Origin of the sequence: Haloferula sargassicola, from assembly GCF_040362925.1 — a bacterium.
Classification (GTDB): Bacteria; Verrucomicrobiota; Verrucomicrobiia; order Verrucomicrobiales; family Akkermansiaceae; genus Haloferula; species Haloferula sargassicola.
This window is the reverse complement of sequence record NZ_BAABRI010000003.1, coordinates 252,997-275,517: the sequence shown is the minus strand read 5'-3', so window position 1 is coordinate 275,517 and position 22,521 is coordinate 252,997. Positions and strand designations below refer to the sequence as shown.

The window sequence follows — 22,521 nt, the reverse complement described above, 5'->3', positions numbered from 1 at the left end:
GCTTAGGACTCGTTGGAGGGGCGGCGCTTTTGGAGCTTGAGGTGGTGTTTGAGGGACTTGATGAGGCCGGCGAGCATGCGGGAGATTTCGCGGGTTTCCTGGATCATGGCACGGGCGCCTTCGATGGGCGGAGCCCCCAAGCGCCGGCGGACGACTTCGGAAACGAAGAGCTGGGTGCGAAGTTCCCCGCAGGAGCCTTTGCTGTAGCGGAGGAAGTTGATGTATTCCGCAGTATTCTCGCGCTCGAAGCCCTCGGCGATATTGGAGGGAATCGAGAGCGAGGAGCGCTCCATCTGGCCGCGGAGGGCGAAGTCCTTGGAGTCGGCAAGGGCGACGTGCACCTCAACCGCCAGCTGACAGCCACGCTTCCAGACTTCCAGATCCTCGAAACTCTCGATCTCACTCATGCTCGTACCCTTTATCCTTTTTCCTTTATCCCAGCCCCTCCCCGGCTCCGCCGAGGACAAGGCCCGAACCGGCTTTACAGATCGTCATCATCGACGTCGCCCAACGCGCTGGCTTTCTGATATTCGGTGACCCGGCCTTCGAAGAAGTTCTGCTCCTTCTTGATGTCCATCATTTCGGCGAGCCAGGGGAAGGGATTGCTGACGTCTTCCTTGAGGGGCTTGAGGCCGCAGGATTCGAGGCGGCGGTTGGCGATGTAGTCAATGTAGGTCTCGAAATCGTCGGCGTTGAGGCCGAGGCCGGCGACGGGGAGGCAGTCGCGGATGAACTGTTTTTCCAAGCGGATGCCCTCGGCCATGGTGGCGCGGAGGTCTTCGCGGAACTCCTCGGTCCAGACGTCGGGGTTTTCGTCGACGAGATCCATGAGGAGGTTGCGCAGCAGCTCGATGTGGTTGCTTTCATCGCGCAGGGTGTAGCGGAACATCTGGCCGATGCCGGGGAACTTGTTCTGGCGGTAGAGGCTGAGGACCATGCCGAAGAGGCCGTAGAACTGGGTGCCTTCCATGCACTGGCCGAAGAGGAACATGTTCTTGGCGAGCGCCTGCTTGTTCTCGGTCTTGGTCATGTCGACGCCGGTGCGCAGCTCGCGGGAGTTGGAGACGTTGTAGGCGGTCTTGTCCTTGATCGACTGGATGTCCTCGAACATCGCCTCGCACTCGTGCGGGTTGAGGCCGAGCGAGGAGACCATGTAGACGAGGCTGTCGGCGTGGATGTTTTCCTCGTGGGCGTGGCGGCCGAGGACGAGCTTGAGCTCGGGCGCGGTGACGAGTTCGCGGACGACGTGCAGGATGTTGTCGCCCACGATGCCCTCGGCGGCGGAGAAGTAGCCGATGGCCATCTTGATGATCCAGCGCTCGACGTCGGAGATCTCGCCGGTGGTGTCGCGCCACTGCTCGACGTCCTTCTGCATGCCGATGTCCTCGGGCTCCCAGTGGTTCGACTTCATCGTCTTGTAGAGGTCGTAGGCCCAGTTGTATTTGAGCGGGAGGATGTTGAAAAACATCGTGTCCTTGCCGTTGATGACCTTCTTGGCGGCGTAGGCCTGCTCGGCTTTTTCCTTATCGAGGACGAAGGTGCGGGTTCCGACGGTGATGGTGGTGGTGGCGGCCATGGTGGGTGTGGGAAGCAGGGAAAAAACAGGAAGTCTTCAGGTGATCGCCGCCCGTATTTTCCGGCCCGGGCGGCTGAGGCGCAGCGTTGGCGAGAGTGCCCCAAACCGGCCGTGTCCGACAAGTCGTTTGTTGCCCATATGGTATCCACAAATTATTCACACCACTACATGTGGTATGAATTATTTGGAAGCGACGGCTTGACTCGGTTCACCGAAAAACAGGAGTGCCGGTCTTTCAAGGGATTGCCGCGGTGACGAAATTTCCGAGGTGGCCCAAGATAGGCGTGGGTTTTTTTTCGGGGGGGCCGGGGTGATGGAGGGAGGGAGGGAAATTTTGAAATTTCCGTGTGATGGGTGGGGGAAGACGGTTTTGCGGGGGGGGGATGGGATAAATTTTTAGAGGTCGGTGCGGAAGAGTTCGGGGTATCAGGGAGTTACGCAGAATATGCGGAGTGTGGGTGTCGGTCCGGAGGGGGCTCGGGTAGGGCGACTTGCTGGGGCGAGGTGCTCGGGCAGCCGGGGGTGGGTTGGTGGAGTGGGCTCCGGGCGAGAGGGGCTCGGGCAGCGCGACTCGCTGAAGCGAGGACTACATGCAGATGGAGGCGGGCTGGTGGGGTGGGCTCCCTGCGAGGGGGCTCGGGCAGTGCAACTCGCTGAAGCGAGGACTACGTGCAGATGGAGGCGGGCTGGTGGGGTGGGCTCCCTGCGAGGGGGCTCGGGCAGTGCAACTCGCTGAAGCGAGGACTACGTGCAGATGGAGGCGGGCTGGTGGGGTGGGCTCCCGGGACGCGGGGCTCGGGCAGCGCGACTCGCTGAAGCGAGGACTACGTGCAGATGGAGGCGGGCTGATGGGGTGGGCTCCCGGGACGCGGGGCTCGGGCAGCGCGACTCGCTGAAGCGAGGACTGCGGGCAGGCGGAGGCGGGCTGATGGGGTGGGCTCCCGGGACGCGGGGCTCGGGCAGCGCGACTCGCTGAAGCGAGGACTGCAGGCAGGCGGAGGCGCGACTCTGGGTGAGAAGCGGCGCGCTTTTGGGCGAACGTGGGGCTTTCCCGGTGGGGTCAGAAGTTCCAGTCGCCTTGGTCGAGCTCGCAGACGCAGGCGGCGAGGAGGTCGATGCAGGACTGGATGTCCTCCTTGTGGGCGGTCTCGATCGACTGGTGGATGTGCCGGGTGGGGATGGAAACCGCACCGGCGATGGAGCCGCCGGGGACCATGCGCTGGAGGCCGGCGGTATCGGTGCCGCCGGCGGCGAGGATTTCGGGCTGCCAGGCGATCTGGTTCCGCTTCGCCACCTCCTTCATGTAGGCGACCATGCGATAGTCGCAGATGACGGAGGAATCCATGAGCTTGATGCCCGCGCCGCCGCCGAGGGAGGTGCAGCGCTCCTGCGGCTGGGAGCCGGGGACGTCGTAGGCGATGGTGGTATCGAGCCCGAAGCCGAAGGTCGGCTTGACCTCGAGCGCGGCGACATTGGCGCCGCGGAGGCCGACTTCCTCCTGCACGGTGAAGGCGGCGTAGAAGTCGTAGGCGGGCTTGGACTTCGATTTTTTCATGGCCCGCAAAGCTTCGATGAGGACGAAGACCGACACGCGGTTGTCGAGCGACTTGCAGGTGACGCAGTCGCCGAGTTCGTTGAGCTCGACGTAGCGGGTGACGGAGTCGCCGACCGAAATGACTTTTTCGACCTGCTTCTTGGGCATGCCAGTGTCGATGAAGTAGTCGGTGATCTTCATGTTCTTCCCCCGCTCTTCCTGGCTCATGATGTGGACCGGCTTGGATCCGAGCACGCCGAGGATGTCCTTTTTCCCATGAATGAGCACCCGCTGGGAAGTGAGGGTCTTGGGGTCGAAGCCGCCGACGGGATTGAAGCGGACGAAGCCGTGGTCGTCGATGTGGGTGACGATGAAGCCGATCTCGTCCATGTGCGCGGCGGCCATCGAGGTCTTTTCGGAAGAGCGGCCTTTTTTCAGGGCGATGACGTTGCCCATGTTGTCGATGCGGACTTCGTCGGCGAGGCCTTTGAGTTCGGCGAGGACGAGCTTGCGGATTTCCTTTTCGAAACCGGGAGCTCCGGGGGCTTTGCAGATGCGGGCGAGGAGTTCGACGTCGATGGCCATGACGGGAAGGGAGCGGAGGGAGCCGGATTTGGCGAGGTGAAGGTGCCGGAGAGGCTGAAAAACGCCGCGCTGGCAGGTTTTTCCGGGTCCTGGGCGGGCTTCGGCAAGGCCATACGGACGGGACGGACCCAAGATTGCGGCGGACCCGGGCGTTTCCCTGACATGGCGAGACCCGCGGCGACTTCCCCCCATACCGAGGCCGCGCTGGCCCAGGCCCGCAGGCAGACCGTGATCCTGTCGGGCATGATCGCCTTCGGGATCCTGATGGGGATGGCGGGCATGTTGTGGTGCGTGAGGGTGCCGGAAAAACCGCGGCCGCGGTTGATGCCGATGCTCGTCGGCTACTCGAGATGCCCGATCCCCCCGGCGGGCGTCCGCAAGGTCCGCCAGGCGCGTTTCAGCAGGCTGCCGACACGGCCGAGGTTCGATCCCTGGCGTGATCTCAGCGACCTGCCGGCGTCCGCCTACCCGCTGCCGGATCCGACCTCCTGGCAGCGCCCGTATTTCCAGCCAAATGACGCGGACGGTGCCAGGTGGCTGGCCGGCCTGAGGTAGGTCCGGACGTTTGGCGCTTGGTCTTTCCGGCGGGAAATCTACACCTGCCGGGTGCCCCAGATTTCCCGGGAAACCGTCGAGCAGATCCTGACCGCGACTGACATCGTGGACTTGATCAGCTCGTACATCCCGGTGCGGCGGGCGGGCACGCGGTTCCAGGCGCTGTGCCCGTTTCACAACGAGAAGACGCCGTCGTTCTCGATCGATCCGGTGAAGCAGTTCTTCCACTGCTTCGGCTGCAAGAAGAGCGGCGATGCGATCAGCTTCGTCCGCGAATACGAGGGCCTGCCCTTCGGCGACGCCGTGCGGAAGCTCGGCGAGCGGGCGGGGATCGCGGTAGTCGAGCAGGCGCTCGATCCGAAGGAGGAGGCCGACCGGCGTCGGCGCGGCGCGCTGCTGGACCTGCACCGCAAGCTCACCGCCTATTATCACGATCTCCTGCTGCGCGCGCCCGAGGCCCAGCACGCCCGCGACTACCTGAAGGGCCGGGATTTCACCCGCGAAACGGCCGAGCGCTGGAAGATCGGCTGGGCACCGCCGAAGGAGATGTTCATTTCCTGGGCGAAAAATGAGGGCCTGCGCGGTCGCGACCTGGCCGAGGCCGGAATCCTCAAGAAAACCGAGCGCGGCTCGACCTACTTCTATTTCCGAAACCGGCTGATGTTCCCGATCGCCAACGATTACGGCGACGTGATCGGCTTTTCCGGACGACAGCTGGAGGAGAACCCGCGGGAGGGAAAATACGTCAACACGCCCGAGACGCGGCTGTTCAAGAAATCGAACGTCCTGTTCGGCCTCGACAAGGCTCGCAAGGGGATCCTCGACGAGAAGTCGGTGCTGATCTGCGAGGGCCAGATCGACGCGATCGTCTGCCAGGAGCGCGGCATCCCGAACGCGATCGCGCCGCTCGGCACGGCGTTTCCCGAGCCGCACGCGCGGACGCTGCGGCGCTACACGAAAACGGCGATCCTCTGCTACGACTCGGACACGGCCGGCAACAAGGCCGCGGAGAGCGCGTTCAAGGCACTGGCCGGCGAGGGCCTGGCGGTGAAGGTGGTGGCGATGCCAAAAGGCGACGACCCCGATTCGTTCATCCGCCGGCATGGCATCGATGCCTTCCGAGGCCTGCTGGAAAAGGCGGGCAGCTTCATCGACTTCAAGTTCGAGCTGGCAGCCGCCACGACCAACCTCGGCGACCCGATCGAGAAGGCGCGCTTCATCGAGGGATGTGCCGACCACCTCGCGGTGATCAAGGACGACGTCTCGCGCGAGGCGCTCGTCCAGCACCTCGCCACCCGCCTGCGGATCGGCGCGCCCGATGTGCAGGCGGCGGTCGCGCGGGCGAAAAAAGCGGCCCGTTTCCCGCAGCGGCGATCCTACGGGGATCCGCAGGCGGAAAAGCCGGAAGTCGTGCCGCCGGCGCCGCTCGACCGCCGGATCGGGACCCTGTGCTCGCTGGCGCTGGGCTCGGCGGCGGTGCGGGATTGGCTGGGCGAGCAGTTCGAAACCCTGCACGAGCTGGCCGACCATCTCGATGGCGTGCCCATCCTGCAGGCGATCCTGACCGGTCGGCCCGATCCCGAGTCGCCCGCCTCCGTGAACACGTTCCTGGCCGGCCTGCCCGAGGAACAGCAGCTCGCCTTGCGTGCCGAGCCGTCGTTTTCCGATCCCCTGCCCGAGGATCCGGTGGCGGCGGCCGAGCTGACCCTGGCCGACGCGTCGGCGCTGGCGCTGGAAAAGGAGGACGCGGAAATCAAGGCCGCGCTGGGGGCGCCGAACCTGGCGCTCGCGGAGCAACTGGCCCTGCTCAAGCGCGCCAAGGAGATCGAGGAGTTGATGCGCGGGATGAGCGGTCGGGCGCTCACCAACGACCGCTTTGCCCCGAACGCCCGTCGGCCGAAGCGCTGGGACCCCCGAGATTCCAAGGATTTCCGCGACAAAAGAAAACCTTGACGGCCTATGAAAGGCCAACAATGGTCCGCCCGCGTTTCGGCTCCCGCCGGGGCGCCCAGCTAATGGGTGAGGTCTATCCTCAGCCAGCCAGTCCCGCTCATGTCCTCGAAGAAATCTCCTGCGAAAAAGGCCGTCAAGAAGGTCGCCGCCCCCAAGAAGGCCAAGGCTCCGGCCAAGAAAGCCGCCGCCCAGACGCCCGCCAAGACCTCCCCGGCCGCGAAAACGGCACCGAAGAAAGCCGCAGCCCCTGCCGCTGCCAAGAAGGCCGAAACCGGGAAGGCGGCTGACAAGGAGACCGCCACGAAGCCGAAGGCATCGAAGAAACCGGCCGCCGAGGAGCCGAAGAAGGCCGCCACCAAGGCCGGCGATGCCGCCAAATCCGCCCAGACCGAGGAGGTCAAGCGCCGGATCGACACCCCGGAGATCCAGGAGAAGATCCGCGAGCTCATCAAACTGGCCAAGGAGCAGGAATACCTGACCTACGATGACATCAACGAGGTTCTGCCGAACGACCTCGTCGATCCATCCGACGTCGAGGCGATCATGCAGCAGCTCCGCGACATGGAGTTCGACATCATCGACGCCTCCGAGGTCGACCGCTTCAAGGACAAGAAGCGCGATTCCGACGACGATGAGCCGGAGCCGAAGGACCAGAAGCTCGACATCCTCGATGACCCGGTCCGCATGTATCTCAAGCAGATGGGCCAGGTCCCGCTGCTCACCCGCGAGCAGGAGGTCGAAATCTCCAAGCGCATCGAGGACGCCGAGATCGAGGTCGCGAAACAACTGCACCTCTTCGGTTTCGTGGCCGAAAGCTACCTCGAGCTCGCCGACAAGCTGACCAAGGGCAAGGAGCGCTTCGACCGCGTGATCCTCGACAAGAAGATCGAGTCCCGCGAGCGCTACATGAAGACGCTGCCGAAGCTGTGCGACCAGCTCAAGCAGCTCCACGAGGAGAACGACAACATTTTCCGCCAGCTCCAGGCCAAGGCCCCGCGCGGCAAGAAGAAGCTCGAGGAGCAGTTCGCCAAGAACCTGCAGACGCTCCACCGCACCTACACCCGCTTTTACTACAAGCAGAAGGTCACCGAGGATTTCTGCGAGCAGGTGGAGGACTACCAGCAGAAGTTCTGGAAATACGGTCGCAAGCTCCAGGCGGATCCGGAGGACAAGGAGTTCGACACCAAGATGCGTGAACTCCAGCAGAACTGCTGGCACGTCATGGAGGACTTCGAAAAGACCAACAAGGAACTCCGCCACTGGCTCAAGGAGGCCCTGAAGGCCAAGACCGAAATGGTCGAGGCCAACCTGCGGCTGGTGATTTCGATCGCGAAAAAATACACCAACCGCGGCCTCTCTTTCCTCGACCTGATCCAGGAAGGCAACATGGGCCTGATGAAGGCGGTCGAGAAATTCGAATACCGCCGCGGCTACAAGTTCTCGACCTACGCGACGTGGTGGATCCGCCAGGCGATCACCCGCTCGATCGCCGACCAGGCGCGGACGATCCGCATCCCGGTCCACATGATCGAGACCATCAACAAGCTGATGCGCGTGCAGAAGCAGCTGGTCCAGGAATACGGCCGCGAGCCCTCCCCGGAGGAAATCGCCGAGGAAATCCACCTGCCTGTCGAACGGGTCCGCGCGGTGCTCAAGATGGCCCAGCAGCCGATCTCGCTGCAGGCGCCGGTCGGGGATTCCGACGACACGTCGTTTGGTGACTTCATCGAGGACAAGGCCGCCGAGAACCCGATGGAGGAAGCCGGTTTCGCGATGCTCAAGGAGAAGATCAAAGACGTGCTCGACACGCTCACCGAGCGCGAGCGCGAGGTGCTGGAGCAGCGTTTCGGCCTCAAGGACGGCTACAGCCGGACGCTCGAGGAGGTCGGCCGGCAGTTCCAGGTGACGCGCGAGCGGATCCGCCAGATCGAGGCCAAGGCCCTGCGGAAAATGCGCCACCCCACCCGGATCCGGAAGCTGGAAGGCTTCATCGAGCTGCCGGGGATGTAAGGCGCGAAGCGCCTCACGGAGCGCCGATTATGAAATCGGCATCGCCTGTCGGGCGCAGCTCTCTTTCTTCTCGATAGAAAGCTTCCGGGCATTCTATCGAGGCCACCCCGCTCCCGGAAGCCGAGGCGATGCCGATTTCATGATCGGCGCTCCTTGCGAGCTTCCGGGCATTCTATCGAGGCCACCCCGCTCCCGGAAGCCGCGGCGATGCCGATCTCATGATCAGTGCTCCTTGCGAGCTTCCTATTTCCCTTGCCCTCCGTCGGTCTCCCCGGAGACTCCGGGCATGCGCTGGCTCGAACGGCTTGAAGACCGACTCCACTGGCTGGGATTTCCCGGCCTCTTCAAGTGGATCACGATCCTGGGTGCCATCGTCTTCGCCGGCCAACTCGCCCAGCCGGACATCGCGAGGACGCTCGCTTTCGATCAGACCGCCATCCGCAACGGCGAATGGTGGCGGCTGATCACCTTCATCCTCGATCCCGGGATCCCGTTCGGACCCGTCAGCGCCTTGTTCTTCTACTTCGCGGTGATGATCGCCTTTCTGATCGACAACTCGCTGGAGTCCATCTGGCCGACGGTTCGCCTGACGCTCTACGTGTTGCTCAGCTGGTTTTCACTGGCGGTCGCGCTGTGGATTCTCCCCATCCCGATGGCAGGAGCCGGACGATTCCTCTACATGTCGATGTTCCTCGCTTTCGCGACCTATTTTCCCCGCTACCAATTCCTGCTTTTCTTCATCCTCCCGGTCCAGGTTCGGTTCCTCGCGTGGATCATGCTGGGTGGCCTGGTTCTCTCCGCCCTGATGTTTCCCCCCGCCCTGCTGCTGGTCCTCGCCGTCACGCTACCCTACCTCCTGTGGGTGCTGCCCGATTTCCTCAAGGCCCGCAAAGGCCTCGCCACGGCCGCCGTGAAACGCCGCGAATTCAAGGCCAAGTCCCTCCCCAAGAAGGAGGCCTTCCACGTTTGTGAAACCTGCGGCCGCACCGATATCAGTGACCCGCAGCTCGACTTCCGCACCATGGAGGACGGCACCGAGTTCTGCGTCGAGCACCTCCCCGAATCCGCGAAGCCCTGAACCGCCATGCCTTTCGATCCGGCCACCATTCGCAGCGAATTCCCGATCCTCGCCACCGAGGTCAACGGGCGGCCGCTCGTCTACCTCGACAACGCCGCGACCACCCAGAAGCCGCAGGCCGTGCTCGACGCCTCGCGCCACTACTACGAGGCGCTGAATGCGAACATCCACCGCGGCACCCACCACCTCGCCCGCGCCGCCACCGAGGCGCACGAACACGCGCGGGAAACGGTGGCCCGGCATCTGAACGCCGCCTCGCCCGACGAGATCATCTTCACCGGTGGCACGACCGATGGCATCAACCTGCTCGCCCACATCCTGCCGGTCCGCGCGGGCGATGAGATCCTCATTTCCACCCTCGAACACCACTCGAACATCGTCCCGTGGCAGCTGCTCTGCGACCGCACCGGCGCCGAGCTGAAGGTCATCCCCTGCAATGACTCCGGCGTGCTCGATCAGGACGCGTTCCGTTCGCTGCTTTCGGAAAAAACCCGCGTCCTCTCGGTCGGCTGGGTTTCCAACTCGTTCGGAACCGTGAATCCCGTGGCCGAAATGACCGCCGCCGCGAAACAGGCCGGGGCGTATGTCGTCATCGATGCCGCCCAGGCCGCGCCGCATTTCCCGATCGACGTCCGGGCCCTCGGTGCCGACTTCCTCGCCTTCTCCGGCCACAAGGTCTACGCGCCTACGGGGATTGGCGTACTTTGGGGACGCCGGGATTTGCTCGAAAAACTCCCGCCCTGGCGCGGCGGCGGCGAGATGATCAAGGAGGTGTCTTTCTCCGGCACCACCTACAACGACCCGCCCTTCAAATACGAAGCCGGCACGCCGAACATCGAGGGCGCCATCGCCCTCGCCGCGGCGCTCGACTGGGTCAACGCGCTCGGTCTCGGAGCCGTCCACGCCCACGAGGAAAAGCTCATTCGCCACGCCGCGGACACGCTTTCGGAAATCGACGGCATCCACCTCTACGGCCCGGCCGACCGCTGCGGCGCGCTTTCCTTCAAGCTCGAGGGCGTGCACCACTACGACCTCGGCACGCTGATCGACCAGATGGGCGTGGCGGGCCGCACCGGCCATCACTGCTGCCAGCCGTTGATGGCCCGCTTCGGCATCACCGGCACCACCCGCGCGTCCTTCGCCTGCTACAACACGCTGGACGAGGTCGATGTCCTCGCCACCGCCGTGTCGAAGGCAGCCACGATGCTGCGTTGAGGATTTGCATTTCCCGGGATCCGGCCTTCCCATCCCGGCGGCATGAGCATCGCGGAAAACCAACAGGCCGTCCTCGACGAACTCGGGCTCTTCCAGGATTGGCAGGAGCGCTACGAATACGTCATCAGCCTCGGCAAGAAGCTGCCGCCCATGGATGACGCGCTGAAGACCGAGGACCGGCTGATCAAGGGCTGCCAGTCGCAGGTCTGGCTCGATGCCACCGCCGAGGACGGAAAAGTCCGCTACGCCGCCGACTCGGACTCGGTCATCACCAAAGGCATGATCGCTCTGTTCGTGCGGGTTCTCGACGACCAACCGGCCGACGCAATCCTCACCGCCGACCTCGGCTTCATCGACCAGACCGGCCTCAAGGAGCACCTTGCGCCGACCCGCGCCAACGCCCTCAATCTGATGGCCACGCAGATGAAGCAGCGGGCCCTCGAGCTGGCTGGCAAGTAGCGAGGGCGGGCGGGCCGCCGGCACTCCCTAGTGTCCGAACTTTTTCAGGATCGGGTGCAGCACCGTCAGCACCCCCGCCCCGAGGGCGATCCCGAAGACGCCGTTGAAAAGATAAGTGGCCACGAAGTGGACGAAGCCGTTGGCGCCGTGCAGCAGGTGCTCGATCCAGTGATGCACCGCCGGAATTCCATGCACGAGGATCTGCCCGCCGACCAGGAACATGGCCGCCGTGCCCACCACCGACAGGGTCTTCATGAAAAACGGAGCCGCCGACAAAATCCCGCGCCCGATGCTCCGGGCCGCTCCGGATTTCTGACTCAGGAAAAGTCCCAAGTCGTCCAGCTTCACGATGCACGCCACCAGACCGTAAACGCCGGCGGTCATCACCAGCCCGATGGCTGAAAGTACGATGGCCTTCGTAGCAAAGCTCGTTTCCGGATCCCGGGTCACGACCCCCAGGGTGATGACGATGATTTCCGCCGAGAGCACGAAGTCGGTCCGGATCGCGCCCTTGATCTTGGCCTTTTCGTCAAGGGCGCCGCTTTCGAGTGATTGGAGTTCGGCCTTGGCTTCCTCGCTGGATTTCCGTCGCCGGTGCTGGAACCAGTGGAGCAGCTTTTCGACGCCCTCATAGCAGAGGTAGGCTCCGCCGAGCATCAGCAGCGGGTGGATCGCCCACGGCGCGAAGTAGTCGAGCGCCAGCGCGGAAGGCACGAGGATCAGCTTGTTGACCAGCGAGCCCTTGGCCACCCCCCACACCACCGGCAGCTCGCGTTTCGCGACCACGCCGCTGACCTGCTGGGCATTCAACGCGAGGTCGTCGCCGAGCACCCCGGCGGTCTTCGACGCCGCCGTCTTGGTCATCACCGACACGTCATCGAGGATCGACGCGATGTCGTCCAGGAGCATGAGCAAACTGCCTCCAGCCATGCGCGTTTTCTAGCCGTGTTCGCCGGACATCAAAGCCCAAAGCGGGCCTTGACCGCCTCGCGTTTCAGGCGCAATTCCCGCCACTCGTTGACCAGACGGCTGGCCTCGATGACGCCGCAGCCGGCGGGCAGCTTGAGTTCATCGCCCTGCCACCACAGCCCGCGGATCGCCACCAGCACGCGCGCCACGCCATCGACCACCGCGCCGAAGGGAGCGCCGAACTCCGGCGGCGCGCCGAGGCGATCGCGCCAGGTCTGCAGGCGGGACATCGTCTCGTGCGTGCGCGGCAGCGGTCCGAGGGCGGGCGTCGGATGCAGGCGGCGGATCAGGGAGTCGATGGATTCGTCGCGATCCAGTGCGACCTCGATCGGGGTGTGGAAATGAACGATCGGCCCGAGGTCGAGCACCTCGCGGGCGCCGCGTTCGAGGCGTCCGAGATCGCCGAGCTTCGACACCAGCGCCTGGGCGACGAACTCGTGCTCGCGGATCTCCTTTTCATCGACGGCCAGCACCTCGCGCTCCTCGGCCCGGGCGGTGCCGGCCAGCGCCATGGTGCGCAGCGTCCGGCCGTCGAGCCGCAGCAGATGCTCCGGCGACATGCCCGCGAAGCCCCCGCTGGGATCGAGAAATCCATAAGGCACCAGCGGCGGTGCGGTCGCCAGCGCCCGGCGGGCGAAGGCTGCTCCGCCGCCGCCCTCCATCCTCCCCCGCTCCACCACCACGGGCACGGTCTTTTCGAAGATGCCCCAGCGGATGGAGGTGGTGATTTCCTGGAAAACCCCGGCGAACAGGGTGGCCTCCAGCGTTTCCCAGGAAATCAACGGCATGTCGGACGAACCGAGTGCTTCCATGGCCTCCGCCGGCTCGACGAGTTGCCACTCCGCCGGCACCCGCCACGGCTTCGGGTCTCCGAGGCCGAACTCGTTCCGATAAAAGGCCGCGCCGCTCGAAGGCGGTTCCGCCACGTCGAGGAACGGACCGTGCCCGACCAGCACCTTGCCGCCGGACCAGCCGAGAAAAGCCAGCGAGTCGCTCACGGGACCTGCCGGGAGAGCTGCTCGTTCTGCGCGGCGATGATGGTTTCCAGATCCGTCACCCGGTCACCGACCCGCCGGGCGCGGAAGGCGTGGATGGCGAAGCCGATCGCGAACAACAGGCTACCCAGTCCGGAGAAGCCGCCGGTGACCGTCATCCAGACCGCCAGGTGGGAGAAACTCGACGGCGCGGACGGACCCGGTGCCATGATGGGAAACACGAGGAACATCGAAACAACCGCCAAAACCATGCCCAGCGTCGACAGCATCACGCCGATCAGCATGCACCACCAGCCGGGGGTCCGGCCCGCCTTGGCCCAGGCCACGACTCCCACCCAGTAGGCGATCAGCACCGGAAGCGAGGCGAGGCTGCCGAAAAGCCCTCCAAAAAGCATCGAGTTCATCACCACGATTTAGGAAACGCCGGGCCGGTGGTCAACTTCCGGCCGGTTTCGCCAGCTTCAGCTTGCGCCAGTCCGCCTCTTCGAGACAGCAGGGATCCGCCGCCACGCGGTGGCCGGGTTCGATTTCCACCAGCGGCATCTCGAGGCCGATGGTTTCCTCATACTTGGGATGCCCGAGCCGATGCCCGAAGGCACTGCCGGCCGGCGGATCGATCGGCGAGGGCACGTCGCCTTCCAGCAGCACGCGTTTCACCTCGCGCGTCGGGTCCGGGTGCGGGATCGCCGACAGCAGCGCCTTGGTGTAGGCGTGCTTGGGATTCTGATAGATCGTCTCCGAACCGGCGGTCTCGACGATTTTCCCCAGATACATCACCGCCACGCGGTCGGAGATGTGTTTCACCACCGCCAGGTCGTGGGCGATGAAAAGATAGGACAGTCCAAGCTCGCGTTGCAGCTCCAGCAGCAGGTTCAGCACCTGCGACTGCACGGAGACGTCGAGCGCGGAGACCGGCTCGTCGCAGATGATCAGCTTCGGCTCCAAGGCGATCGCCCGCGCGATGCCGATGCGCTGGCGCTGGCCTCCGGAGAACTCGAAAGGGTAGCGATCGGCGCTGGCGGCGGGCAGGCCCACTCGATCGAGCAGCCCGGCGATCTTCTTGCGGCGGTCGGCGGCGGAGTACCCGCCGTGGATGCGGAACGGCTCCTCGAGGATCTCGCGCACGCTGTGGCGGGCGTTGAGCGATTCCACGGGATCCTGGAAAACCATCTGCAGGTCGCGCCGGATCGGCCGCATGCCGAGCGTTCCGGCGCGGGTGATGTCCTTGCCATTGAAGACGATCCTGCCGGCGTTCGGGGGCACCAGCCGGACCAGCGCCTTGGCGACGGTGGACTTGCCGCAGCCGGACTCACCGACCAGGCCCACCGTTTCGCCCGGGGCGATCGAGAGCGACACGCCATCGACCGCCTTGACCACCGCCTTGCGCCGCATCAGCAGGCCGCCGTGGATCGGGAAATGCACCTTCAGGTCCTGGACTTCCAGCAGCTTGCTCATGCCCCCGCCTCCTTTCCTTCGTAGCACACCGGGCACATCTCCACCCAGTGGCCGGCCTTCACCTGCTCGAAGGGCGGGCGCTCGCGCAGGGTCGGTCCTTTCCTCCCCATGCGCTGGCAGAAGCGGCAGCCCGGCACGAACTCGGACAAGGTCGCCACCATGCCGGGAATGGTCGGCAACACCGTCTTGGGCGGCGTTTCCAGGCGCGGGATCGATGCCAGCAGGCCCTTGGTGTAGGCGTGGAGCGGGTTCGCAAAAAGCTCCTTCACCGGCGCCCGCTCGACCACCCGGCCGGCATACATGACCACCACGTCATCGCAGTTTTCAGCGATCACGCCGAGATCGTGGGTGATCAGGATGAGCGCCATGCCCATCTCCTGCTGCAGACGCTTGATGAGGTCGAGGATCTGCGCCTGCACCGTCACGTCCAGCGCGGTGGTCGGCTCGTCGGCGATCAGCAGGTCGGGCCGGCAGGAGAGCGCCATGGCGATGACCACCCGCTGGCGCATGCCGCCGGAGAGCTGGTGCGGGTAGTCGCCCATCCGCATTTCGGGCGCCGGGATGCGCACCAGCCGCAGTAGCTCGATGGCCTCGGCCCAGGCTTTCCGCTGGCTGATCTTCTTGTGCAGCCGCAGGGCTTCCACCAGCTGGCGGCCGATGCGGTGCACCGGATTGAGCGCGGTCATCGGCTCTTGGAAAACGACGCCGATCTCGCCACCGCGGACCTTGCGCAGCTCCTTCGGGCTGATCTTGGTCAGGTCGCGGCCCTGGAACATCACGCGGCCCCCGAGAATCCGGCCGGCCGGTTGGGGCAGCAGGCGCACGATCGACATGGCGGTGACGCTCTTGCCACAGCCGGACTCGCCGACGATTCCCAGCGTGCGACCCTTTTCCACCGAAAAGCCGACCTGATCGACGGCGCGGATCAGGCCCCGCTCGGTGTCGAAGGCGGTGATCAGGCCCTGCACTTCGAGGACGGTCTCACTCATCGCCGCCTCCCTCCTCCTTCGACTCATCCTCCGTCGGCATGGGATCGGGCTCCGCAGCGGGCTGTGGATCCCCCTCCTCCGGGGTGGCGCCTTCCTCCACGGGCGGGGCTTCGGTTTCCTCAGATTCGCTGGAAATACGATATTGATCGTAGACGCGGTTGACCTCGCCGAAGGACTTGCCGGTCCGCATCGCCTCGAGGGTTTCCTTTTTCACCTCCTCATCGATCCAGAACACCTGAGCAATCTCCGGCTCGTCGGCGATCTTGACGTTGAAGTCATCCGGCCAGCGGACCCAGCGCCAGTAGCCGACGCGGTAGAACGGCCGCTGGTAGGCCGGCGACCACACCGCGCGGTCGTGGAAGATGCGCTCGAGCTCGTGGCTGGTGCGGATCACGGTTTCCAGGCTGCGGGCGTTGCGGTTGTCCTCGAGGATCTTGTCCACGTCCTTGTCGGCGAAGCTGGAGAGGTTGTTGGTCATCGGCCGCGGCGTCTTGCCATCGTCCATGAAGGCGTTGCTCGAGTGAAACTGCTGGAAGTAGTCGGGAAACGGTGGGGTGATCGCCCATCCGGCGAAGGCGATCTCGTGCTCCTTGCGGGCGGTCTTCTGGAAGGCGGCGGTGCCGTCGAGCCCCTCGAGCTTGTATTCGACGCCGGCCTTCTTCGCTTCCTCCTTGAGCCGCAGCATCATCGGATCGAGCACCGGGTGCTTGACGTAGGTGATGGTGAAGGAGAGCCGGTCGCCCTTGTCGTTTTTCAGAATGCCGTCATTTCCCCGCCGGGTGTAGCCGGCCCGGGCGAAGGCCTCCAGCGCCTTGGGCACGGAGAAAGGCCGGGCCTGGACGTCCGTCGGAGAGATCTCGCCGAAGCCTTCGCTGAGCAGGTTGAGCCGCTCGGCGTCGCCACGCAGGTCGAGGTCGATGACCTTGCCCCAGTTGGTGGCGTAGCACAGGCCGGTGCGGACATCGAGGTTGTCGAGGGGAGGACGGGCGAAGTTGTAGTAGAGGCCGCGCGAGGGGCGCGGGTAGTCGTTGTAGAAGGTGGCGCGCTCGATGTAGCCCTTGAACACCGGCTCCACCTCGGTCCGCTCGTACCATTTCTTGGCGTCGTTCAGCCAGTAGATGTCGATGTCCCCGCGGAGAAACATCTGGAAGATCTTTTCCTCGTCGCGCACCAGGCGGTACTCGATGCGATCGACGTTGAAACGGTTTTTATAGTACTTCCGGTCCTTCGCCCACCAGTCCTTGACGCGGCTCAGGGAGATCGAGCGCCCCTTCACGATGTCCTCCTCGTGGATCGCGTACGCGCCGGTGGTCGGCCGCGGCCGCCAGTTGTAGCGCTCCTCGAAGTCCGGGCCGAACTCGCGGTAATACTCTTCCTGATAGGGCGTGGCCGCGGCGAAATAGGCGGCCATCGGCTTGGGGAAGGCATTTCGAATGCAGACGTAGTCCTTGCCGTAGGTCGCGATGCCCCAGAACTGCTCGCTGTAGTAGGTGCGGTAAAACGGCTCGGTGAGGTAGGGGGAAAGCGACACGTAGTAGGCCATCATGAAGTCGCCGGAGGTGACCTCCCTGCCATCGGACCAGGTCGCGGCGTCATCGATGTGGTAGTAGACCGTCTGCCCGTCCCCGGCCACCGCCCAGCGGTCGGCCAGGCCGGGGATGATCGCGCCGGTGTTCGGATGGATGCCGACCAGCGCCATTTCCACGTAGTCCCAGTGGAAGGCGCGGAACGAGTTGTTCGCTTCCTTGCCGACGATGCGCAGGGTCGGAGGGTAGGCATTTCCCTGGATGTAGGTGTGGAGCGTGCCGCCCTTGACCGCCTTTTCCGAGCCGAGCTCGGGCTGGTCCATGCCGGTCTCCCAGGTGAGGTCCTGCGGCAGGTCGGACTCCTGCAACTCCTCGAAGTAATCCGGCCGCTGGAGCCGTCGTTCGAGGTCGTCCCGATCACGCCGGGTCTCGGCGTTGTCCGGGTCGGCAGCGAGCTTTTCCTCCAGCTCCTTCTTCCTCTCCGCCAGCTTTTCCCGCGTCTCCGCGTTGTAGCGTTGGTAGAAGGCCTCGCGCTCGGCGGTGTTGTCGTAGGGCGGAAATTCCCGCTCTTTCCGGCAGGCGGTCAGCAGCGGCAGCACGACCGCGACGAGGATGACGGCGAGGTTCCGGATCATTGGTAGGTGGTGAATTTTTTCGGATCGAAGGCCTCGCGGATGGCCTCGCCGACGAAGGTGATGAGCAGCAGCAGCACGACCATGCTGACGAACACGGAGGTCACGATCCACGGTGCGCCGAGGTTCTCGACGCCGTCGTTCAGGATGCGGCCCCAGCTCGGGTAGGTGTCCGGCACGCCGAAACCGAGGAAGTCGAGCGCGGTCAGCGAGGCCACCACGGTGGACACGCTGAAGGGAACCAGCGTGACGATGGTCGAGATGGTGTTCGGCAGGATGTGGCGGAAGATCACCCGCCCGGTGCCCGCGCCGAGAACGCGGGCGGCGCTCACGTAGTCACGCGCCTTTTCCTTGAAGGTCGAGCTGCGCAGATAGATGGCCACGCCGATCCACGAGAAGATGCAGAACACCAGCATGATGGTGCCGAGGTTGATGTTCTCGCGGCCGAGGTTGGCGGTGATGATGAGCACGACGAGCAGGAAGGGCACGTTGCTCATCACCTCGAGCACGCGCTGCATCACCAGGTCGAACCAGCCGCCGAAGTAGCCCATCATCGAGCCGATCGCCGCACCCAGGAGATAGGTCAGCAGCAGGTAGAGGCAGGAGGCCTTGAAAACCACCTGCAAGCCGCCGTAGAGCTGGGCGAGCAGGTCCCAGCCCTTCGAATCCGTGCCGAGCAGGTGGCCGCGGTCCAGACTCGGTGGCAGCGGCATGTAGGTCCTCCGCCTCCACACACCTTCGTCCGGCACCTCGTATCGCGAGGGCACGCTGGTCTCGACCTTCACGCCATCCTCCCAGACCTCGCGGCCGAGGGTGGCCCCGTCCTTGCCGTAAACCTCCGCCGGCCCCTCCGGCTGGCCGTCGCGGATGCGCGCCGTGCGAATGAGGTGCTCCGGTTCGTCCGGATCGTAGGCGTAGGCGAAGCCCTCGTAGAGTTCCGATTCCCCTTCTTCCCGCAGCAAGCCGTTCTCCATCTCCAGCGGCTTCTCCATCCACTCGTCGGAATCGAAGGTCGGATCCCACGGCACCGGCGGCATGAAGACGAGCGTGTCGCCCTCCTTCGATGCCTCCTTCAGCGAGCGATAGTTCGCCTCGTCCTGGCCCTCCATGCCGAAGTCGTTCGCGGTGTAGATCTTCGTCACGAAGGCCGGGAAAAACCACTCCCCCTGGTAGCGCACCGCCAACGCCCGCTTGCCGACGAGCACCTGGTCGGCCATCGCCACCACCAGCAACACCACCAACAGCACGTAGGATCCATAGCCGCGGCCGATCGAGCGGAAGCGCTCCATTTTCCGCACCGTCAGCGGGTTCCAGTGGAACCTGAAACTGCGGACGAGGAAGGCCAGCCCCGCGACCAACATCAGCACGGAAAACCCGAGCCCGATGATCATCGCCTGATGTTCGCGCCAGCTTCCGGCCTCGTAGGTTTCCGGCTTCGCCGAAAACGAGTACAGCCAGCGCAGGGTCGGGACCTCGATCCCCCTGAAGTGGGCACCCGTCGCCACCAAAGCGGCGAGAATCAACAGCAGTCCGGTTCTCCGCGGGAAATTCATCTCACTTGTAGCTCACCCTCGGATCGACCATCGCGACGCACAGGTCCGAGATCACATTTCCCACCAGCACCAGCAGCGATGATACGAACAGCACACCCATGATCACCGGCTCGTCGAACTCGAGGATCGAGCTGAAGCCCAACAGCCCGAAGCCGTTGATGTCGAAAACCTTCTCGATCAGCAGGCTGCCCGAGACGAAGATCAACAGGTTGCCTCCGATGGTGGTGGCGATGGGAATGATCGAATTCCGGAAGGCGTGCCGGAACACCGCCGTGCGGAAGCCCGTTCCCTTGGCGATCGCCGTCCGCACATAGTCGGCGGCCAGATTGTCCATCAGGTTGTTCTTCATCAGCATCGTCATCATCGCGAACGAGCTGATCAGGTAGCAGACCAGCGGGAGAGTCATGTGGTAGGCGAGGTCCTCGACCTTTCCCGTCAGCGAAAGCTGCGAAAAATCGTCGCCCGTGAAGCCGCCGAGCGCGAACCACCGCCACTTCGCCGCCAGGTAGACGACGAGCAGGGCGCCCAGCGCGTAGCCCGGGATCGCATAGCCGGCGAAGACCACCAGCGAGCTCAGGCTGTCGAGCCACGTCCGGTGCTTGATCGCCTTCACCACCCCGAGCGGCAGGCAGATGGCATACACCAGCACCAGCGAGATGCCGCCGAAGGCCAGCGAAACCGGGATGCGGTCGAGAATCATGCTCCACACCGGATCCTGATACTTGCGGGAGAAACCCAGGCTGCCCTCCAGCAGGCCGGCGTAGCGGGGCTGGTAAAGCACCGCCCTCGGCTCCGGCATTTTCCCCAGCTCCATGCCCTCGACCCAGCGGCTCCAGCGCTTTTCCTGATCCTCCGGCGAGATGATCCGCGCCTCCCAGCCGCTGATGTCGATCCCCTTCGGCGCCACCAGCCGGGCGTCGCCGTCCTCGTTGACGATCGTCACCTCGTCGATCGTCCCCGGCAGCGGGATCTTCACCTCGTTCTTTCCTGCCGGAAATTCCTTCCCGAGCTTGTTGGTGTCCCGCGGCAGCACGCCCAGCCACTCGAGATAGGCCCGCACGATGCCCTTGTCGCGGTCGTAGGACTCCTCGATTTCCAACACCTGCGCGGCCGTCAGGGAAAAGTTCGTCTCCGCCCGGCTGCGCTTGGCGTTGTCCCCCATCATGCGGGAAAGCGCCTGCTGCACGGGTCCGCCGGGGGTCACCCGGATGATCGCGAACACCAGCAAGGTGATCCCGATCAGCGTGACCGGGATGAGCAGCAGGCGTCGGAGGAAGTAGGCTTTCAAAAGGGCGGGCGATGAAGCAGCGGCTGTGCCCTTCTAGCCTCGATCCCCGCCCTTGCAAGCCGCGGATGCCAGCGATGCCGGGGGAGGGAAACCGCGGGTCCCCGGGAAGAGGCGAGAGGCACCGAGCTTCCCATCCACCCGGCGAACCGCCATTTCGCCACTTTTTCCCTGCCAAGGTGGCCCGCGGACCGCTAACTCACGGCCGAGTCATGCCACGTCGCCTTTTCACCCTCGCCGTCGCTGCCCTCGCCCTCGCTTCGTGTTCCCGGGAATCCCAGGTGGAACGCGCCACCCGCGAGGGCGTCCTCATCGTCGGCAATTCCGTGGAGCCCAAGGGCCTCGATCCCCAGGTCGTCTCCGGCGTGGCGGAGAGCAACCTGATGCGCGCCCTGTTCGAGGGGCCGGTGTCGTTCGACCCCGTCGATGACGCCGCCTACCGCCTGACCGGGGCCGAGTCGCTCGAGCCCGACGAGACCGCGACCCGCTGGACCATCCACCTCCGCCCCGAGGCCCAGTGGTCGGATGGCATCCCGGTCACCGCGCGCGATTATGTGTTTTCCTATCACCGGATGCTCCACCCGGAGTTCGGCGCGAAGTACGCGGAAATGCTCTACTTCATGAAAAACGCCGCCGCCTACAATGAGGACCAGCGCGGTGAGATCCTGTTCCGCATCTCCCCGCCTGCGGGCGGCCCGAGCTGGGACGAGGTCAGCGCCGTTCAGTTCCGCCCCTTGGAAAAATGGCCCGAGGGCCTGGGCGGCGGCCGCAGCCTCGCGGAAATCAAGGGCATCGAGTGGGCCACCGCGCCGGATGGAGATCGCAAGCTCATCGCCCTGGCAAAGGGGCTCGATTCGCTGGGCAAGGAGCAGCTGGAGTGGATCGCCGCGGATCCCGCCACCCGCTTCCCCTGGCCGGAGGGCTTCGGCCGCGGGCGGGAGGTGATCGATCGCCTGCTCGCCCACCAGGGGCAGGACCTCTGGGACCTCGCCCAGGTCGGCGTGGAGGAAATCAACGACCTCACCTTCGCCATCACGCTGCGCGGGCCGACGCCCTACTTTCCCCAGATCCTCAAGCACTACACCTGGGACCCCGTGCCCCGCCACGTGGTGCTCCAGCACGGCAAGATGAGCGACAAGAGCAACCCGTGGGCGAAGCTCGAGAACATCGTCACCAACGGCCCGTTCCAGCTCAAGTCGTGGCAGCTCACCGACCACATCGAGGTCGAGCGCAACCCGCTCTACTGGAACGCCGCCGAGGTCACGCTCAATGGCGTGCGCTTCCTGCCCATCACCAACTCCTACACCGAGGCCCGCATGTTCCGCGACGGGCAGCTGCACATCTCCTACACCGCCCCGCCGGAGGTCATCGACCTGATGAAGGAGATCGACCCCACCGTGCTACGGCAGGAGCCATACGTCGGGACCTTTTTCTACCGCTGCAACACCGAGCGCAAGCCGCTGGACAACCCGAAGGTGCGCGAGGCGCTGGCGCTGGCGATCGATCGTGAGGTGATCTGCGGCAAGATTCTGAAAGGCTACAAGCCGGCCTGGGGGATCACGCCGCCGATGGTCGGCTACGAGGTGGCCGAACGTGAGACCCGTAACGTCGAGAAGGCCCGCAAGCTGCTCGCGGAAGCCAATTTCCCGGAGGGGCAGGGATTTCCCCGCCTCAAGGTCCTGCTCGCCAGCCGCGAGACCGCGGCCACGGTGGCCCAGGCGGTCCAGGCGATGTGGGCGCGCGACCTCGGCATCCAGGTGGAGATCGAGAACAAGGAATGGACCGCCTATCTCGAAGCCACCCAGACCGGCGAGTACGACCTCGCTTCCGGCGGCTGGATCGGCGACTACCTCGACCCGCTGACCTTCCTGGAAATGTGGACCAAGGGGAACGGCAACAACAACACCGGCTGGTGGAGCCCGGACTTCGAGGACCTGCTGCGGCAGTCCCACCAGGAGCCGGACCCGGCCAAGCGCTACGAGCTGCTGAAGCGCGCCGAGAACCTTTTCCTCGATGAAAAACCCGTGCTCATCATCGCGTGGTATTCGCGGAACTACCTCATCGACCCCGCCGTCAAGGGCTGGAACCCGCTGCTTCTCGACAATCACCCTTACGACAAGATCCGGCTCGAGCCGGTCGCCCGCTGATCCGC

The 22,521-nt window shown here is 64.8% G+C and carries 18 protein-coding genes; 7 read left to right on the top strand and 11 right to left on the bottom strand.

From position 1 onward, the window contains the following. Nucleotides 1-2 precede the first annotated feature (2 nt). From ABXH26_RS03895 to ABXH26_RS03885, 3 genes are all read right to left on the bottom strand, one after another. The gene (locus tag ABXH26_RS03895) at nt 3-407 is read right to left on the bottom strand and encodes a four helix bundle protein (protein WP_353565726.1); all 405 of its coding nucleotides are present in this window, start codon (nt 405-407) and stop codon (nt 3-5) included. Between the two features lie 74 nt (nt 408-481). Continuing rightward, nucleotides 482-1,576, bottom strand: coding sequence for a ribonucleotide-diphosphate reductase subunit beta (locus tag ABXH26_RS03890; RefSeq protein ID WP_353565725.1), 1,095 nt, complete (start codon nt 1,574-1,576; stop codon nt 482-484). 1,060 nt (nt 1,577-2,636) lie between these two features. Next, a complete protein-coding gene (locus tag ABXH26_RS03885) occupies nt 2,637-3,695 on the bottom strand; it encodes a M42 family metallopeptidase (RefSeq protein WP_353565724.1) in 1,059 nt (352 codons plus the stop codon). Between the two features lie 162 nt (nt 3,696-3,857). Here ABXH26_RS03885 and ABXH26_RS03880 point away from each other — a divergent pair, with 162 nt between their 5' ends. The 6 genes from ABXH26_RS03880 to ABXH26_RS03855 all read left to right on the top strand — a co-directional run bounded on the left by ABXH26_RS03880 (nt 3,858) and on the right by ABXH26_RS03855 (nt 10,965). Then, nucleotides 3,858-4,250: a hypothetical protein gene (locus ABXH26_RS03880; RefSeq protein WP_353565723.1), complete on the top strand. Its 393-nt coding sequence runs from the start codon at nt 3,858-3,860 to the stop codon at nt 4,248-4,250. A 51-nt stretch (nt 4,251-4,301) separates the two neighbouring features. Further along, complete coding sequence (gene dnaG, locus ABXH26_RS03875; RefSeq protein WP_353565722.1) at nt 4,302-6,203, top strand: DNA primase; 1,902 nt, start codon at nt 4,302-4,304, stop codon at nt 6,201-6,203. 99 nt (nt 6,204-6,302) lie between these two features. Further along, on the top strand, nt 6,303-8,213 hold the full coding sequence (gene rpoD / locus ABXH26_RS03870; protein ID WP_353565721.1) for an RNA polymerase sigma factor RpoD: 1,911 nt from the start codon (nt 6,303-6,305) through the stop codon (nt 8,211-8,213). Between the two features lie 286 nt (nt 8,214-8,499). Beyond that, a complete protein-coding gene (locus ABXH26_RS03865) occupies nt 8,500-9,291 on the top strand; it encodes a hypothetical protein (protein ID WP_353565720.1) in 792 nt (263 codons plus the stop codon). Nucleotides 9,292-9,297: 6 nt separating this feature from the next. Next, a complete protein-coding gene (locus tag ABXH26_RS03860; protein ID WP_353565719.1) occupies nt 9,298-10,506 on the top strand; it encodes an aminotransferase class V-fold PLP-dependent enzyme in 1,209 nt (402 codons plus the stop codon). A 42-nt stretch (nt 10,507-10,548) separates the two neighbouring features. Then, nucleotides 10,549-10,965, top strand: a complete 417-nt coding sequence (locus ABXH26_RS03855; protein WP_353565718.1) for a SufE family protein — start codon at nt 10,549-10,551, stop codon at nt 10,963-10,965. 27 nt (nt 10,966-10,992) lie between these two features. Here the strand turns inward: ABXH26_RS03855 and ABXH26_RS03850 are convergent, their stop codons facing one another. From ABXH26_RS03850 to ABXH26_RS03815, 8 genes are read right to left on the bottom strand one after another with little or no spacing between them, the layout of a single operon-like run. After that, nucleotides 10,993-11,895, bottom strand: coding sequence for a DUF808 domain-containing protein (locus ABXH26_RS03850; protein ID WP_353565717.1), 903 nt, complete (start codon nt 11,893-11,895; stop codon nt 10,993-10,995). Between the two features lie 29 nt (nt 11,896-11,924). Then, nucleotides 11,925-12,932, bottom strand: a complete 1,008-nt coding sequence (locus ABXH26_RS03845; protein WP_353565716.1) for a chorismate-binding protein — start codon at nt 12,930-12,932, stop codon at nt 11,925-11,927. After that, on the bottom strand, nt 12,929-13,333 hold the full coding sequence (locus ABXH26_RS03840) for a hypothetical protein (RefSeq protein WP_353565715.1): 405 nt from the start codon (nt 13,331-13,333) through the stop codon (nt 12,929-12,931). Before ABXH26_RS03840 ends, ABXH26_RS03845 begins: the two co-directional genes overlap by 4 nt. 31 nt (nt 13,334-13,364) lie before the next feature. Continuing rightward, nucleotides 13,365-14,384, bottom strand: a complete 1,020-nt coding sequence (locus ABXH26_RS03835) for an ABC transporter ATP-binding protein (RefSeq protein ID WP_353565714.1) — start codon at nt 14,382-14,384, stop codon at nt 13,365-13,367. Continuing rightward, entirely contained in the window at nt 14,381-15,373 is a 993-nt protein-coding gene (locus ABXH26_RS03830; protein WP_353565713.1) for an ABC transporter ATP-binding protein, read from the bottom strand. The genes ABXH26_RS03835 and ABXH26_RS03830 overlap by 4 nt, the downstream gene beginning before the upstream one ends. Beyond that, nucleotides 15,366-17,534, bottom strand: a complete 2,169-nt coding sequence (locus ABXH26_RS03825) for an ABC transporter substrate-binding protein (RefSeq protein ID WP_353565712.1) — start codon at nt 17,532-17,534, stop codon at nt 15,366-15,368. Before ABXH26_RS03825 ends, ABXH26_RS03830 begins: the two co-directional genes overlap by 8 nt. Then, the gene (locus ABXH26_RS03820) at nt 17,531-19,084 is read right to left on the bottom strand and encodes an ABC transporter permease subunit (protein WP_353565711.1); all 1,554 of its coding nucleotides are present in this window, start codon (nt 19,082-19,084) and stop codon (nt 17,531-17,533) included. Before ABXH26_RS03820 ends, ABXH26_RS03825 begins: the two co-directional genes overlap by 4 nt. A gap of 1 nt (nt 19,085) precedes the next feature. Further along, nucleotides 19,086-20,372 carry an ABC transporter permease subunit gene (locus ABXH26_RS03815; protein WP_353565710.1) on the bottom strand — a complete coding sequence of 429 codons (1,287 nt, stop codon included), beginning with the start codon at nt 20,370-20,372 and terminating at the stop codon, nt 19,086-19,088. A gap of 209 nt (nt 20,373-20,581) precedes the next feature. On the opposite strand from ABXH26_RS03815, the gene ABXH26_RS03810 reads away from it, so the two are divergent. After that, on the top strand, nt 20,582-22,516 hold the full coding sequence (locus ABXH26_RS03810; RefSeq protein ID WP_353565709.1) for a peptide ABC transporter substrate-binding protein: 1,935 nt from the start codon (nt 20,582-20,584) through the stop codon (nt 22,514-22,516). Nucleotides 22,517-22,521 lie beyond the last annotated feature (5 nt).